Origin of the sequence: Martelella mediterranea (assembly GCF_004342225.1) — a bacterium.
GTDB lineage: Bacteria > Pseudomonadota > Alphaproteobacteria > Rhizobiales > Rhizobiaceae > Martelella > Martelella mediterranea_B.
The window spans coordinates 1-15632 of the sequence record NZ_SMAR01000011.1 but is presented as its reverse complement, the minus strand read 5'-3'; the positions used below and the strand labels follow the sequence as shown (position 1 = coordinate 15632).

The 15632-nt window shown below is 54.8% G+C and carries 15 protein-coding genes, 2 tRNA genes and 1 pseudogene; 10 read left to right on the top strand and 8 right to left on the bottom strand.

The window, feature by feature from the left end; translation table 11 throughout:
• Positions 1-50: 50 nt before the first annotated feature.
• Positions 51-560, bottom strand: coding sequence for a prolyl-tRNA synthetase associated domain-containing protein (locus tag EDC90_RS09100; RefSeq protein ID WP_132310747.1), 510 nt, complete (start codon positions 558-560; stop codon positions 51-53).
• A gap of 299 nt (positions 561-859) precedes the next feature.
• Between EDC90_RS09100 and EDC90_RS09095 the strand changes: the two genes are divergently transcribed.
• A tRNA-Gly gene (locus EDC90_RS09095) sits at positions 860-934 on the top strand.
• A 179-nt stretch (positions 935-1113) separates the two neighbouring features.
• On the opposite strand, the gene EDC90_RS09090 is transcribed toward EDC90_RS09095, so the two are convergent.
• On the bottom strand, positions 1114-2091 hold the full coding sequence (locus EDC90_RS09090) for a magnesium transporter CorA family protein (protein ID WP_132310745.1): 978 nt from the start codon (positions 2089-2091) through the stop codon (positions 1114-1116).
• 384 nt (positions 2092-2475) lie between these two features.
• On the opposite strand from EDC90_RS09090, the gene EDC90_RS09085 reads away from it, so the two are divergent.
• Positions 2476-3183 carry a phosphoribosyltransferase gene (locus EDC90_RS09085; RefSeq protein WP_132310743.1) on the top strand — a complete coding sequence of 236 codons (708 nt, stop codon included), beginning with the start codon at positions 2476-2478 and terminating at the stop codon, positions 3181-3183.
• 208 nt (positions 3184-3391) lie between these two features.
• Here the strand turns inward: EDC90_RS09085 and EDC90_RS09080 are convergent, their stop codons facing one another.
• Both EDC90_RS09080 and EDC90_RS09075 read right to left on the bottom strand, forming a co-directional pair.
• Positions 3392-4432 (bottom strand): PRC-barrel domain-containing protein, encoded by a 1041-nt coding sequence (locus tag EDC90_RS09080; protein ID WP_132310741.1) that lies wholly within the window; start codon positions 4430-4432, stop codon positions 3392-3394.
• A 170-nt stretch (positions 4433-4602) separates the two neighbouring features.
• Entirely contained in the window at positions 4603-6108 is a 1506-nt protein-coding gene (locus EDC90_RS09075; RefSeq protein ID WP_132310739.1) for a sensor histidine kinase, read from the bottom strand.
• Positions 6109-6350: 242 nt separating this feature from the next.
• Here EDC90_RS09075 and EDC90_RS09070 point away from each other — a divergent pair, with 242 nt between their 5' ends.
• Complete coding sequence (locus EDC90_RS09070; protein ID WP_132310737.1) at positions 6351-6863, top strand: Dps family protein; 513 nt, start codon at positions 6351-6353, stop codon at positions 6861-6863.
• A 16-nt stretch (positions 6864-6879) separates the two neighbouring features.
• Here EDC90_RS09070 and EDC90_RS09065 read toward each other — a convergent pair whose 3' ends face one another.
• Both EDC90_RS09065 and EDC90_RS09060 read right to left on the bottom strand, forming a co-directional pair.
• A complete protein-coding gene (locus EDC90_RS09065) occupies positions 6880-7683 on the bottom strand; it encodes a tRNA1(Val) (adenine(37)-N6)-methyltransferase (protein WP_132310735.1) in 804 nt (267 codons plus the stop codon).
• Positions 7680-7904 carry a DUF2007 domain-containing protein gene (locus EDC90_RS09060; protein WP_132310891.1) on the bottom strand — a complete coding sequence of 75 codons (225 nt, stop codon included), beginning with the start codon at positions 7902-7904 and terminating at the stop codon, positions 7680-7682. The genes EDC90_RS09065 and EDC90_RS09060 overlap by 4 nt, the downstream gene beginning before the upstream one ends.
• A gap of 109 nt (positions 7905-8013) precedes the next feature.
• On the opposite strand from EDC90_RS09060, the gene EDC90_RS09055 reads away from it, so the two are divergent.
• The 4 genes from EDC90_RS09055 to moaB all read left to right on the top strand — a co-directional run bounded on the left by EDC90_RS09055 (position 8014) and on the right by moaB (position 12410).
• Positions 8014-9030, top strand: coding sequence for a polyprenyl synthetase family protein (locus EDC90_RS09055; RefSeq protein ID WP_245511001.1), 1017 nt, complete (start codon positions 8014-8016; stop codon positions 9028-9030).
• A 114-nt stretch (positions 9031-9144) separates the two neighbouring features.
• Positions 9145-10965: a tetratricopeptide repeat protein gene (locus EDC90_RS09050; RefSeq protein WP_132310733.1), complete on the top strand. Its 1821-nt coding sequence runs from the start codon at positions 9145-9147 to the stop codon at positions 10963-10965.
• 2 nt (positions 10966-10967) lie between these two features.
• Positions 10968-11867, top strand: coding sequence for a 4-(cytidine 5'-diphospho)-2-C-methyl-D-erythritol kinase (locus EDC90_RS09045; protein WP_132310887.1), 900 nt, complete (start codon positions 10968-10970; stop codon positions 11865-11867).
• A gap of 3 nt (positions 11868-11870) precedes the next feature.
• Positions 11871-12410, top strand: a complete 540-nt coding sequence (gene moaB, locus EDC90_RS09040; protein ID WP_132310731.1) for a molybdenum cofactor biosynthesis protein B — start codon at positions 11871-11873, stop codon at positions 12408-12410.
• A gap of 6 nt (positions 12411-12416) precedes the next feature.
• Here moaB and EDC90_RS09035 read toward each other — a convergent pair whose 3' ends face one another.
• Positions 12417-12938, bottom strand: a complete 522-nt coding sequence (locus EDC90_RS09035) for a glycosyl transferase (protein ID WP_132310729.1) — start codon at positions 12936-12938, stop codon at positions 12417-12419.
• A 177-nt stretch (positions 12939-13115) separates the two neighbouring features.
• Here EDC90_RS09035 and EDC90_RS09030 point away from each other — a divergent pair, with 177 nt between their 5' ends.
• Together EDC90_RS09030 and EDC90_RS09025 are read left to right on the top strand one after the other, a co-directional pair.
• Positions 13116-14219 (top strand): PA0069 family radical SAM protein, encoded by a 1104-nt coding sequence (locus EDC90_RS09030; RefSeq protein ID WP_245511008.1) that lies wholly within the window; start codon positions 13116-13118, stop codon positions 14217-14219.
• A 101-nt stretch (positions 14220-14320) separates the two neighbouring features.
• The gene (locus tag EDC90_RS09025; RefSeq protein ID WP_132310725.1) at positions 14321-14974 is read left to right on the top strand and encodes a ribonuclease HII; all 654 of its coding nucleotides are present in this window, start codon (positions 14321-14323) and stop codon (positions 14972-14974) included.
• 50 nt (positions 14975-15024) lie between these two features.
• Here EDC90_RS09025 and EDC90_RS09020 read toward each other — a convergent pair.
• A tRNA-Pro gene (locus EDC90_RS09020) sits at positions 15025-15101 on the bottom strand.
• Between the two features lie 344 nt (positions 15102-15445).
• On the opposite strand from EDC90_RS09020, the pseudogene EDC90_RS09015 reads away from it, so the two are divergent.
• A pseudogene (locus EDC90_RS09015) lies at positions 15446-15632 on the top strand (phosphomannomutase); the annotation flags it as partial.

The window sequence follows — 15632 nt, the reverse complement described above, 5'->3', positions numbered from 1 at the left end:
TTCAAGGCGCGGTAAGCGCCATCGGTGTCTTCAACGTCTAAAATCGTGTGTCATGCCGTAACTTTCAAGACAAGCGGTTCATGGCCGGTTGCCTTTATAAAGCGCAAAAGATCGTCACGATTGATGGAGATGGTCGCATCATTGCGCAGCGGATGGCAATTAATCGTTTCGTTTTCCATCAAACCGGCGTCCAGAATAAAGGTTACCTGCAGATCGGTATCATTAATGGCGCCAAGTGCCGTGACAGATCCGGGAACCACACCAAGATACTCCATCATCGGCTCCGGCTTACCGAAAGAAACGCGCCCGGAAGCCCCGATCAGCGTATGAACGGTCTTCAGGTCAACCGTGGCGTATTCTTCTACGGTCAGCAGAAAATACCGGCTCTTTTTATCCTTGATGAACAGGTTTTTGGTGTGCCCGCCCGGTATCTTCTCCCGAAGATCCTCACCTTCGGCAACGGTGAAGACCGGACGATGTTCATGGTTCTGATAGGCGATGCCGAGTGTGTTCAGGAACCCGAATACATCATCCGATGTCTTGATCTGTTTTTCTGTCATGAGGCTGTGCCGGTCTGATCTGGTCTGATGTTTTTGATAGGATTGTTTCACCACCATTACCCGCCGATTGCAAGAAAGCCGGATCACCGCTCTCAGACAGCCTCGCTAGGAACAGGACAAACCTCTCTCAGAGGCTCATTTATAAACACCTGAAATCAAACAGCTTTTCAGAAAACGCAAAAAAATGCGAAAATATGTCATTTCCCTGTTGCATTTGAATTCGGCTTGGGCCATATACGCCCTCGTCGCTGACGCGGCAAACAAATCGGTCACTGATTACCCCGGACCGGTTTTGATGAGCGGGTGTAGCTCAGGGGTAGAGCACAACCTTGCCAAGGTTGGGGTCGAGGGTTCGAATCCCTTCGCCCGCTCCAGTTTCTTTTCAGAAATTTCCCAGCCACATCATCATTTTTTAATGTCTTGCAATGTCCGTAGGCTCCAATTGCTGCGAGACGGTCTGCAATGAGATTGTTTTGCAGATAGCAGGGCGCAAATTTCTGCCAGCCCGCCTTCACGCCGCGCCACATCAAACCATGACCTGACTATATAAGACTTAAAACCAGCCGCGGGATCGCAGCCAGTATATGGCAAGAAACATCGTCAGAAACATTCCGACAAGGGCGGCGGGATAGCCAAAATTCCAGTGCAGCTCCGGCATAATATCGAAGTTCATCCCATAAATACCCGCAATCAGCATCGGCGGCGCAAAAACCACAGACACGACCGAGAACAGCTTCATAATGTTATTCTGCTCAAGGTTTATGAGACCGAGAGACGAATCCAGCAAAAACGAGATGTTCGACGATACGAAACCAACGTGCTCAGCCAGCGACTGAATGTCATGCGCCACAATTCGGCACAGATCTTTTGTCGGCTTGTCATCACGAACGGCCTGCAGTGACTGCACATAGGTCGCCAGCCGGGCAAGGGTTGTCAGACTATCGCGCGTCTTGCTGATCAGGCGGTGATAGGTCGAAATCTCGATCAGCCGCTCTTCAAGCTCGGCCGGTGGGCGGCGACGCCCGCGCGCACCTTCTCCGAAAACAGCTATCGAGATGTTATCGATCTTGGAAACAGCCAGTTCGATAATCTCGGCCGTGCGGTCAACCACAGCATCCAGCAGATAGACCAGCACTTTTGCCCCCTGCCCCGGCTGCAAAGGAAGGCGTTTCATATCGGCAGAAAACAGAAAAAACGGCTTGGGTTCCGCGTGACGGATCGTGACCAGCCGGCCGGCAGCCAGAATACAGCCCACATCCGTCAGATGCGCCAGCCCGAAATCCACATTCATCACCACAGATGCGGTCATATAGACGGCATCACCCTGCGTATAAAAGCGGCTTGAGGGCTCGATATCCTTCAGCGATTCGCGGGTCGGCAACATCACACCAAGAAGCGTTTCAACTGTATGCATGTCGGCATCTGTCGGATCGAGCATATCAATCCAGATAACATCATCATCAAGCGGCGCCGGTGCACCGGATGCTGGCAACGAGGATTTTTCACCGCCAATTCTGTAAAGATGTATCATACAGTTCCCACGAGCCCTCTCTAGTGGTTCGATTCCGGTATTTGGTTCCCTTTTCCGCACGCGCTCATCCAAATGCCGGAATCAAAACAACCACTAGCCAAGTTTATGTTTCTAGTGGAATTTTCGAATTTGACATTTGAAACTATCACTGGCGGCAGGCGGGATTCAAATGTCAAATTCATTCCACTAGACACCATTTAACCGAACCATGAGGCAAAGGTCCATGCATTTGCCAGATCCTGACTGCTGCATGTTAAATGCTGGTTAGCGAAGCCATATTACAAGCATAAGAAAGCTTTTGGTAAGGCTGCACCGGAAGCCAGCACTTCCATTCCGGTCGCCTCAAACACTTAGAACGATAAAGGCGCTTTGAGCGAAGTTTGAATGCAACCTCATGATTTCTGGCAGCACTTGCTGCCACCTGACACACACGATCCTGCCGGACCGTTCGATGCCGCATATCCGGCAACACTTGCCGATGGACGACAGCTTCTTCTGCCGCTGCGCACTGTGGGTGACGGCACCTCTGCTCTTGCTTCGCTGATCATCAATCAGGCTTCCTTTGATGTCGTGCGGTCCCTGACTGCCGACCTTGCAGAACGGCTTGCGCCTTTTAAGCCGGACGTGATCGCCGGACTGCCAACACTGGGACTGAGCCTTGCTGCACCACTTGCCGAAGCGCTTGGACACAGCCGGTATGTGCCTTTCGGTACCTCGCGCAAATTCTGGTATGATGAAGAGCTTTCAGTGCCTCTGTCCTCCGTGACAACACCGGACCAGCAGAAAAACCTGTTCATCGATCCGCGCATGCTCCCTCTGCTGGAAGGCAAGAGGGTCATTCTCGTCGATGATGTCATTTCTTCCGGCCGTTCAATGCTGGCAGGTCTGGAGCTGCTGGAAAAATGTGGCATCCAGCCCGTTGCGATTGCAGCAGCGATGCTGCAATCGGACAAATCCGACGATGCCTTCGCCAGACATGATCCAACGCTTGGCAGCAATGTCATAACGGCGTTTAACTCACCAATGCTCAAACGGGGCGAAGATGGCCGTTGGCACGTGCCGCCCCTAAGTAACAGAGCATCAGGCTATTAGAACGCCGTGCATGCATTCGGATGCACAAAGGACGCTCTCTAACCTATTGAATCTACGCACCGGCCCGAAAATCGATTCCGATTTTCGGGCCGGTGCTGTAATCATTAGCACGCGGCGACCACTGACAATAAACAGGAACAGGCCCGCGATGACGGATCGCGGGCCTGTTTTCAAAAGTTATGCTTTTCTATGTCTCAGACTTTGTCGCTCAGTTCAGCAGCACGGCGTCAGGATTATTCTTCAACCGCTCTTCTGAATAGGCCTCCTGATTTTCAAGCGTCTGGCGATCAAACTCCGTGGTAACAGCATAGGTATTGCCGTCACTCATTACACGTGTCGCGCTGGAGGCAATTGCGACTGGCTTCTCACCAATCCCGAGGAAGCCACCCACATCAACGATCAGAACATGCTGGGACTGGCCGTCATGCATCACGACCTCCGAAACCTCGCCCACGCGATTGTTGTCGGCGCTGAGGACCGGGGCACCCTGAAGCTGATCAAAGGAAACTTTTTCCATTTCAACAGGCTTCATACCATCCAGAATCAGACTGTCTGCGGCACCGTTCTGGCCCATGTTCTCAGCCGTCTGGTCCAGATTCTCAGCGGCGTTGTTCATCGCAGAAGATGCGCTGTCTGCCGCATCTGCAAGACCGTCTGAAAGGTCATTATAGGCATTGTTAGCGGCATTTCCCACCTGGTCGGCCGCATTGCCGGCGCTCTCACGCATCGCGTCGGTATCGATCGCACCCACGCGCATTACATTAAAGCCTTCGGTATCGAATACCGGCGCGTTCTCCAACTCCTCACGTGAGGCATTGACGGCAAGCCAGTTGCCCTGATCGCCGGTCTTCCAGGTGAGACGATCAAAGGAAACAGCGACATTCTTTTCACCAATTCCAAGGAAACCACCAACACCGATCACGGCTGCTGTCGCGTTACCCTCCGGATTCATAACGATATCATTGATGTCGCCGACCTGCTGCATCTCTCCGTCAGAAGAGGCAGTGCTATAAACTGGCCAACCCAGAAGCGAGCTTGCCAGTACCTGCGTATCGGTCGTGCCCATAAAGTCTTTATCAGTGTTGTCGGCCTGCATATCCGGGAAAACACTCTGGGCATCACTGTTCATACCCGTGCCGGATTCACTCTGCATCGACTGCGTATTCGAGCCTGAGGCATCCTGCGCATAAACTGCAGAACCTGAAACAAGCGCGACAATTGCAGTGGTTGAAAGAATCTTGCGAAGCATTGGGTAATCCTCTCTTATATCTTCTATCTATAAGGACGATATTAATTCTGAATTTATTGTTTCTTCATCATCCTGTACTTTAAAAACGTCCCCGACAGAGGCTTGTTCCGAAAAGTTTGTTATTTTTTACAGGAGAATGAGCGAGGGATATATTGGGGAGATAAGCCAGATCAGCAGAAACGCAGCGGCATTCTGATCTGAACCTGAAGGCCGTTTTCAGCGTAATCCACATCGACCTTGCTACCAATAATCTTATCGAGACTACGCTCGATCAGAATTGCGCCAAAGCCTTTATGATCCGGGGGCAAAACCTTCGGCCCGCCGACTTCGATCCAGTCCAGTTTCAACGTTGGCCCTTCCGGCCCTTCGCTGCAGCCAATCGTTATATCAACGATTCCGGTTGAAACAGACAATGCGCCGTATTTTGCGGCATTGCTCGCCAGTTCATGCATGACCATGCCCAGCGCCAGCGCTTCATCGGGATCCAGATAGACCTGATCACCATGAATATCGATTTGCCGTTCGATATTCTCGGCATAGGGCATAATCTGCGAACGCAGCAGGCGTTCCAGAGAGATCGCCCCCCACTGCTCATCAGACAGCAATGTATGGGCCGCCGAAAGAGCCTGCAGCCTTCCGGAAAACGCCATATTGAATTCCGCCGCCGAACGCGAGCGCCGCAAGGTTTGTCCGGCCATCGACTGAACGATAGCCAGCGTATTTTTCACCCTGTGGTTCAATTCGCGCAGCAGAAGCCTGGTTTTCTGCTCGGCCTCCTTGGTGCTGGTGATATCGACCACCGCACCAAAGACAGTGCCGCCCTGGTGATGTGTGGCTGCCCCGTCATAAGTGCCGCCAAGTGAGAGCAACCACCGGCCTGTCGACTGGACCTTGAATTCAAACTGGTATTCCTCACCTCTTTCCAGTGCACTTCGAAATTGCCGGATAGCGGCGAAACGAAGCTCAGGTGCAATAGCCCCGACAAAGCTTTTTCGCGTAACCGGCTGGCCGGGGGGGAGGTCAAGCAGTGACCGCAATGCATCATCGCATTCAATGGTTTCGCTGGTCCCGTCCCAGCTCCAGGCAGCAATATTTGCCGCCCTTAACGCCAGCGAATGTCGGCGCTGAGCACGCTCCAGTGCACGATCCGCCAGACGCTTGCCGCGCGCAGCATGTTTCAGTTCGTATAGCGATCCCGCGAGACCGGCCAGCCTTGCCAACGCTTCACCATCTTCCCTGGAAACACCTTTGTGTCTTTCGGTATCGACAACGCACAAAGTACCTGCCCGAACGCCGTGGACATTAATCGGTGCGCCAGCGAAAAACTTAATCTTTCCGCCTTCGACCTTAGGCACCGAAGGGGCCAGTGCTGCATCCCGTGCCGGATTGTTGACCGCCATTACCGGCTCTTTTTCAAGCGCAAGCGGATAGACGAACAAGCCAGAACGGGTTGGAACCTCGGCGACATCCATGCCATAAACAGCTTGCACCCAGTTTTCGTCACAATCAGCAATCAGAATAATGGCTGATGGTGCAGAAAAACGTTGTGCCGCTGCTTCAACAATCGCGACGAAATCATCATCCTCCTGTCCGGAACGGATGATTGAACGCGACAGCGTTTCCAGCCTTTTTTCATCCTTGATTGATTTGACCAGATCGGCCGGCAAATGTTCCACGGGCTTTCACGCTTCTCGCTGTTCTGAAGGCCAGAAATCTGGCCTTTCATACTTTACTTAAGAGGGCAATCGCAAACCCAGTTGCCACTGGAGCCGCGATTGGTCTGAGCGGATAACGCCACCTTTGCCCGAAAGTTCCATCTGATTTCAAATTTGTTCGCGCTATCATTCATCCTGATCGCGGAACATTTATCGCGGCGTTTCCGTTTGGTTGTCGAACAACGAAGAAAAGGAGCAAACTTATGGCCAGCACAGCAAGCGTTTTGAAACCGGAAGCCCATGAGAGCAAACTGAATACCGGCCTTTCCGAACAGTACCGATCTGAAATGGCCGACAGCCTTTCTGAAATTCTCGCGACGACCTATAAGCTCACCATCAAAAGCCACATCTACCATTGGAACGTTGTTGGCCCCCTCTTCCGATCACTGCATGAGCTGACTGAAGAGCACTATAATGAACTTTTCGAGGCAACAGACACCATTGCCGAGCGTGTGCGGGCAATCGGTTTTCTGGCGCCGGAACGTGTGGCGGATGCAGCAGCGTTCTCGCCCTCCGGCAAGGCCATTGCCAATCTCACGGCCGAAGACATGGTCAACGATCTGATTCATGACCACGAAGAAGCTGTTCGCGCCATGCGTGATGCGGGTGAGATAGCTGGAGATGCCAACGATCTGGTTACAGAAGACATGCTGACCCAGCGCCTGACATTCCATGAAAAAGCACTCTGGATGTTAAGGGCCATCGTCAGCAAGTAATCCTGACAAGATGGAGTCAGATCCGGCGGCTGGCGCGGCTGTAAGCCGCCCGGCCGTTATTCATGTCATCAACCTCAGACAAAAAAGCATGGCTGCCGGATGCGTGCATGACCAAAGGCGCACGCATCACCAGCCTCGCCCGTGATCCCTTAATACCAGAGACCAGCACACGAAATGCGTTTTCGCCGGCATGCGGGTGAACGGGCGTGATCTCCAGCCCACCAAAACGGCGTCCACAGGCGGCGATGATTTCAGCAATCGATTCCGGTCTTGCAATCAGCGAGAGTTGTCCTCCGGGCTTCAGGATCGCCCCGGCGGTTCGGATCCAGCCTTCAAACAATCCCTCGTTCATCGAATGTGCGGTCTGCCGGAGCGTATCCGGGGTTCTGCGGTCCGAGGCATCGTTAAAAGGCGGGTTCATGATAACGTGATCGAAGCAATCGTCTTTCAGGCCGGCAGCATTGCGCGCACTGCCTTTCAGCATCACGTCTGCGTGAGAGATGCTGACCCGCGAAGCGATATCCGCATTTTGCGGCAACGCCAGTGACTGGTGCGCATAGCCCACCATCTCTTCCGAGATTTCGAAAAGTTGTACACGCGCTTCTGGCAGCCTTGCTGCAACAGCAAGCCCTGCAGCGCCTGCCCCCGCTCCCAGATCCGCAACATGAACCGGACGGTCGGCATCTACCATTGCAGCGAGCAGCATGGCATCCATACCGGCGCGATGCCCTCGGCCTTTCGGCTGTTTGAGATAAAACCGGCCACGGTGGAAGGCGTCGACTGTGACAGTGACCGAACGACCTACATCCGATGCCGTCATTCCGGTTCGAGCTCCTTGCCCAACCCCGCGTCTCTCAGCAGTGCACGCGCTTCGTCAGCCATGCCATCTTCCACCATCAGCCTGCGCGGCAACAGGCCAAGCGACCCCTCGGTGACACTCATGGCACGGTCAGCCACGAAAAAATGGATGCCGGCATCCTTCAGCAGACTTTCGGCAAGGCCGAGAACCACCGCATCATTTGTGCGCATCAGATTGATCAGGGCCACGTTGCTCACCGCCTTTTCATTGAAAAGAAACAATTTACCTCTTGTCGCTCATGGTCCTGCTGCCTATTGTCTGCGTCAAATATGTCAATAGGAGCGAGTTGCCTTGGGCGCCGTTACACCGCTAGTAAAAGAGAACAAACCGTCCGGCTCGGTCAAGCCCATCGTAGACTTGACCAAAGCTGATATGGAGCGCGTCAATGCGCTGATCCTGTCCAAGGCAGGTTCCGACGTTGAAATGATCCCCGAGGTTGCGAACCATCTGATCTCTTCGGGCGGAAAACGGCTGCGCCCGATGCTGACGCTCGCGACAGCGCAGATGTTTGGCTATCAGGGTGATTCGCATGTTCGTCTGGCGACAAGCGTTGAGTTCATGCACACCGCAACGCTTTTGCATGACGATGTTGTAGATGAAAGCGACCTGAGACGTGGAAAATCCAGCGCCCGGATGATCTGGGGCAATCAGGCAAGTGTTCTGGTTGGCGACTTCCTTCTGGGTCAGGCCTTTCGAATGATGGTCGAAACCGGCTCCATGGAGGCTCTGCGCGTGCTCTCCGATGCAGCGGCCCTGATTGCCGAGGGCGAAGTGTTTCAGCTGGCTGTTTCCAAGAAAATGGAGACGACCAAGGATGACTATATCGCCGTCATTCGCGGCAAGACAGCTGAATTGTTCGCAGCCGCTGCCGAAGTCGGGCCGATCATTGCGGGTGCCTCAGCCGAAGAGCAGCAGGCACTGCGTAACTATGGCATGAACCTTGGCCTCGCCTTTCAGCTGGTCGACGACGTTCTCGATTACGGCGGCTCCAGCGCTGACCTTGGAAAGAATGTCGGCGACGATTTCCGCGAAGGCAAGATTACGATGCCGGTCATTCTCGCCTATCAGCATGGGGATGATGCTGAAAAAGCGTTCTGGCGCAAAGCGATGGAAGACGGTGAAAACGATGACGCAGCGCTTGAAAAAGCGCGCACGCTGATTGCGCGTCACAATGCGCTCAACGCTTCTGTTTCTCTGGCGCTCGAATATGGCGAAGCGGCTCGTCGTGCCCTTGCTTTTGCACCTGACACACCGGTCAGGGATGCATTGATGGACGTGGTTGATTTCTGCATCGCCCGCATCAGTTAAGACATATTTCTGAGTAGGCTGGACGGTGGGGCATTTCCGCACAGTTCAGCAGAAAAAGGAAAACGCGCCGCAAACGGCCAAGGCGCTTTTAGCTCTGTTTGAGAAGGGTTTTTGATGAAAAGAACCAATCCGTTGAAGCGCAACCTCAGAATATCCATCTTGGCGGCGGCCTCCGTCATCATGTTGATGCAGCCAACCGGAAACGTCTTTGCCGCTGGCGACAGCAGCGCTTCGGCAGCCTTTGAACCGCAGTTGACCGGAAGCTTTGCCGGTGCGCTTCTGGCGGCGCAGTCAGCCGCAAATCAGGATGACCTGACGAACGCCATCGCCTATTTCCGCAGGGCTCTGCAGTTTTCCCCCGACGACATCAGCACCAATGATCAGTTGTTCATCGCGCTGGCCTTTAATGGCGATCTGGAAGGTGCAGCCGCACAGTCTGAAAAGATTTCAGGCGGACCGAGACTCGAACCGCTCAGCAATCTGGTCAACGGGTTGAATGCGCTGAATCATGGCGATTACGATCAGGCAGTCGAACACTTCAAGGCCTATGATGGCAGCGATCTGGACACACTGATCAGCGCCTTGCTGGAGGCATGGGCACTGGCAGGCGACGGAAAGACTGACCAGGCGCTGAGCAATCTCGATGCGCTTTCCGGCCCGCCCTGGTATGCTCTGTTCAAAAACTATAATTCCGGTGCAATCGCCGCTTTTGCAGGTGAAACCGATCGCGCGCGCGGATACTTCAACAATGCCGTTGTTGATCGCGAGGGTGGCGCCACATCGCCGGACACGATGCTGCGAACGGCAATCGCACTTGCGACACTGGAACAGCAGGCCGGCAATCAGCGCAAGGCGCTTGATTCAATTTCGGTGGCCGAAACCTACGGCATCAACGACGCTATCCTGAATCCTCTTCGGGAGAAGATTGAAGCCGGAGAACCCCTTAGTGGTCAGGTTGGCAGCGCTGTGGATGGCGCTTCGGGCGTCCTGTTCCAGCTCGCCTCAGCGCTTAGTCAGGGCGGCGGTGATGATATTATCGCGCTTTACCTGTCACTCGCCAACACGCTGACCCCCGATGAGCCGGATATTCTTTATCTGCGCGGAACGCTGGCTATCCGTGATCAGGATCCTGAGCGTGCCTTGAATTATTTCAGCCAAATCGGTCCTGACGCACCACAATACCGGCTGGCAGAGTTGCAGCGCGGGCTTGTGCTGGCGGATCTGGACCGCCTTGAAGAGGCCGAAACCCAGCTGGAAACACTGGTTGCCGAAATGCCGAATGACCGGCGCGGTTATCTTGCTCTTTCAGCCGTTTACTCCGGTCAGCAGAAGTTTGAGGACATGGCTCGTGTTCTGGATGAGGCCGTTGAAATGATCGGTCCGGTTCCAGCGCGTGAAGACTGGAGCATCTTCTATCGGCGCGGCATAGCTTACGAACGCCTGAAGGAATGGGAAAAAGCCGAACCGAACTTCAAGAAGGCACTTGAGCTGTATCCCAATCAACCGCAGGTCCTGAACTATCTCGGTTACTCATGGATTGATCAGGGCATGCATCTTGATGAAGGTCTCGACCTCATTCAGCAGGCCGTCGATCAAAACCCGGACGACGGCTATATCGTCGACTCGCTCGGCTGGGCTTATTATCGTCTCGGGCGCTTTCCCGATGCCGTCGCAGAACTTGAACGGGCAGCCCAGCTCGACACAGCCGACCCGACGATCAACGATCACCTTGGCGATGCCTACTGGCAGGTCGGGCGCAAGCTTGAGGCCATCTATCAATGGAACAAGGCGCTGGCCCTGGAACCACCGGAGGAAGACGTGGCGACGATTGAAGACAAGATTGCCAACGGTCTGCCGGAGGAAAGCGACGATGCCTCCTCTCTCGCCGAGGCTCCTGAGGGAGACGGCAACCCGGACGCCGGCAGCACACCTTGACGATGGCAGGCGGCCTTCGCCTTGAGGAAGCAGCACCGGCGAAGATCAATCTGGCACTTCATGTGACGGGCCAGAGAGGTGATGGCTATCACCTGCTTGATTCCCTTGTCACCTTCGCTGATTTCGGAGACAGCCTGACCTTCGAACCCGCTGACGAGGACCGGTTCTCTGTTTCCGGCTCTTTTGCAGACGACGTGCCGCGCACAGATGACCCCGAAACGGGCAATCTCGTTTTAAAGGCACGAAACGGCCTTCGTTCGCTCGGCCGGTCCAAGGGCGCAGAATGCCCACCGGTGCACATTCACCTCAAGAAAGAACTGCCACCGGCAGCCGGCATTGGCGGCGGTTCAGCCGATGCTGCTGCAACGCTGCGCGGACTTCTCAAGTTCTGGAATATCCAGCCCGACCATGATGCCTTCAAGGCGCTGGGCCTGACACTGGGCGCAGATGTGCCCATGTGCCTGGCAAAAAGACCGCTGATCGCTCGTGGTGTGGGTGAAGATATTACGGAAGCAACAATGTTCCCGGCGCTTTTCATGGTGCTCGCCAATCCGCTGATCCCGGTTTCAACGCCTGCTGTTTTCAAAGCGCTTCAGCATAAACATCAGGCTCCTTTGCTGACAGGTGAACCGCCACGCGATGCCGGAGGTTGGTATCATCTGGTTGAGGAAAGCCGGAACGATCTGTCGCTGCCTGCCCGCAGTATCGTGCCGAAAATCGGATCTGTTCTGGACATCTTATACGCTGCAAAGGCCGATCTGGTGCGCATGTCCGGCTCCGGCGCGACCTGCTTTGGCCTTTATCCAAGTGCTGAAGCAGCCGAAGCAGCAGCTGCGCATATCAAGTCGGCCCAGCCCGAATGGTTTGTCGTGGCCGTCAGAACAGTAACATCTGGAAGGTGATCGATGGTTGAGCAGGAACGCCCTTTTATCCCCGTCCGTTTTGCGGTTCTGACTGTTTCGGACAGCCGAACGCTGGCAGATGACAAATCCGGTAATACGTTGCAGCAGCGTATTGAAGACGCAGGCCACATTCTGTCGGACCGCCGGCTCGTAACCGATGACAAGGAACAGATCGCCGCCACGGTTTCAAAATGGTGCGCATCAGGCTCGGTTGACGTGGTTTTGACGACGGGTGGCACCGGTTTTACCGGACGTGATGTCACGCCGGACGCGCTGGAACCGCTTTTCGAAAAGCGTATGGATGGCTTTTCAGCCGTGTTTCACAGGATCTCATTTGAAAAAATCGGCACATCGACAGTTCAGTCCCGCGCCACGGCTGGCCTGAACGGCAACACCTTCATCTTCGTTCTGCCCGGCTCTCCGGGGGCCTGCAAAGATGCATGGGACGGCATTTTGAAACAGCAATTCGACTATCGGAGCCGCCCCTGTAACTTCGTTGAAATCATGCCGCGCCTCGATGAACACCTGAGACGCGGACAATAGTCTGATTCAACGCAGCCGCGGCATGGCGGAGGCTGGGATCAACTCACAGGAAAGCCGGCGTGTCACCATGCGGTGTGCCATCGCAAATGGAGACGTCCCGCACTCGCGCGCTTTCTCCAGTGCAATCGGCTTGGGCAGCAAGAGCCCGGCTTCGAGCGGACATCTGCGCGTGAAAAGCCGCTTCCAGAACGCACGACGGTGACGTCGCGATTTAGAAAATCGTGCTGGCTTTGTCTCAGTGGCAATATGCTCGTGAATGGCATCAACCCATCCGGAAAGCGGACGGGCCCCCGGTTCCAGCACCAGTATCCAATCCCCGCGTGCTGACGTGACGACGTCTGTCAAATCCCAGTTTCTGAAATAACGGCAGCCCGCTGCTTCAGCCACAAGAGACGTACCCTCGCTCGCGCGACGATCGAGGACCGTGACGTCGCTGATCAACCCTTCAACGGCCCCAACCACGAGGCTTGAAAGCGTATGCGCCAGCTCAGGCTCGTTGTCGTCGCATTCTATAATCACGCTAAGCATGTTCCTACTTATGCGGTCTGTTCGCCAGTTTGCAACGTTTTTTCATATATGTTCTTGTTATGTTCTGTTTATTCATTTATCTTAACCATATTCTGGTGCGCCACGCACACGCGATTTCGGCAGGAGATCAAAATGGACGACATACCGGATTTTCTCGCGAATGAACCAATCCCTGATATGGCTTTGGCGCGCGGACACGCACAACACTTTTCTGCCGTTGATCAGCGCGTCAGGCGCGGACGCGCTGCCACGTCCAATCCGGATGGACGGTTCGAAAAGCAGGCGCGTGAAACATTTCATGATGGCTGGGACATTGATGAAGATCTGCCGCCGATAAAGACCGACGTTCAGGTCGAGCGTGCAAAGTCGATCATCAGCCGCAATGATTCCCCGGATATTCCGTTCGAGCGCTCCATTAATCCATATCGTGGTTGTGAACACGGCTGCATCTACTGCTTCGCACGGCCGTCGCATGGTTTTATGGGCCTTTCTTCCGGTCTGGATTTTGAAACAAAGCTTTTTGCCAAGCCAGATGCACCACGACAGCTGACCCGTGAACTTTCAAAACCTGGCTATCACGCCAAGACCCTTGCCATCGGCACCAATACTGACCCGTATCAGCCCATTGAAAAAAAATGGCGAATCATGCGTCAGATCCTGGAAGTGCTGTCTGCCGCCAATCACCCGGTAGCCATTACAACGAAATCTGCGCTGATCCTGCGTGATCTCGATCTGTTATCAGCGATGGCGGAGAAGCGTCTGGTGAAGGTTGCGATTTCTGTCACCACACTGGACAGAAAGCTTTCCCGGTCCATGGAGCCACGTGCGGCGACCCCGCCAAGGCGGCTGGAGGTCATCCGCCAGCTCAAAGAGGCGAGCATTCCGGTGGGCATCTCCGTAGCTCCGGTTATCCCGGTGCTGACCGACCACGAAATCGAGCGCATTCTCGATAGCGGCAAGGCAGCGGGGGCAACTGAGGCCAGCTACATTCTCCTGCGGCTGCCGCTGGAGGTCGCCCCGCTGTTTAAAGACTGGCTCCTGGAGAACCATCCGGAACGTTACCGCCATGTGATGAGCCTGATCCGCTCCATGCGCGGTGGCAAGGACTACGACGCCGAATTCGGTAAGCGCATGAAAGGGAGCGGACCTTATGCATGGCAGATCGCCCGCCGCTTCGATATGGCGGCGAAACGTCTGGGACTTGCCAAACGTGGTATCGCCCTGCGTGACGACCTGTTCGTCTCACCGGGCTTTGGCGGAACCCAGCTCAATCTTTTTTAAGTTTCCGGCCCGGCTCCCCTGGCCCGGTCGAAGAGTCCCCTTGAAGCCGCCATTTATAAGGGGACTTGCAGGAGATCGGGCGGTCGTGCGAAATGCGTTTCATGTCATCACGCCGACCGCCTGATTCTCCTGATCTTTTCTCATCCGGCTCCAACGGGCCGGACTTTACGTTTGAAACCGATGCGAAACGGCGCGGTCTCTGGCCAGTAGCAGGCTCCGATGAAGTGGGGCGCGGACCGCTGGCAGGTCCGGTCGTGGCAGCAGCCGTTATTCTCGACCCGGACAACATTCCGACCGGACTGAATGATTCAAAAAAGCTTTCGGCCAGAAAACGGGCGCTTCTGTTCGAGGCAATCTGCGCTTCAGCGGAAGTTTCCATTGCATCGAGCTGCGCACAGCACATTGATCGAGGCAACATTCTCAAAGCGAGTCTGGATGCCATGCGCCGGGCAGTCAATTCACTGAGCCGGAAACCGGCACTCGTCCTGACCGATGGACGCGATATCCCCCCCGGCATCGCGTGTCCAGCTCAGGCGATCATCAAGGGTGACACGCGTTCACTTTCGATTGCGGCCGCTTCCATCGTTGCCAAAGTAACCCGGGACCGAATGATGGAGAATGCGGCATCCGTCTATCCGGCTTATGGTTTTGACGGCCATGCGGGCTACGGCACAGCCAGGCATCGGCAGACCATTGCCGAAGATGGCCCATGCCCGCTTCATCGCATGAGTTTTCGCCCGATGCGCAAGGACTGACAGGCCAGATCAAAGACTTCAAACCAGACAAATTTTAAGGGGAGAAGTGATGGTCGGAGTGGCAAGATTCGAACTTGCGCCCCCCTCGTCCCGAACGAGGTGCGCTACCAGGCTGCGCTACACTCCGTGACCAGCGGAGGCTTCTATAAAACAGCAAAGGCTGTTCGGCAAGCACTGTTTTTTAAATTTCCGACATAATTCAGTAAGCGGCGGAGGACCTCGAAACGCAGCGATTTTGCCGCCCTGACGAAGGTCATTTGCAATCAGCGGTCAGTTTTGCAGAATAAAGATGAAGCCTGCCCCTTCGAGGGTCGAGCGCTGCGGACCAATTGCCCAATGCTCTGGTCAACGGAACTTTTCGTCGCCGAAGTTGTTAACCCCAGGTATGGGCACGTCAGGTTGCCTTTGTTTTGAGAAACTGAACAAATTGATTTTAACCGGACAACAGATACGATCAGGATACATCATTCCATGAGTGTCAAATTCGGAACCAGTGGACTTCGGGGTCTTTCTTCCGATCTCGTTGGTGAGCCATCTTCATTATACACGGCGGCGTTCTGCCGCCATCTGATTGAGTCAGGACATGCTGAACAAGGTGCTCCGGTCCTCGTCGGGCAGGATTTTCGCGCCTCCAGCCCTAAAATCGCGGCCAGATGCA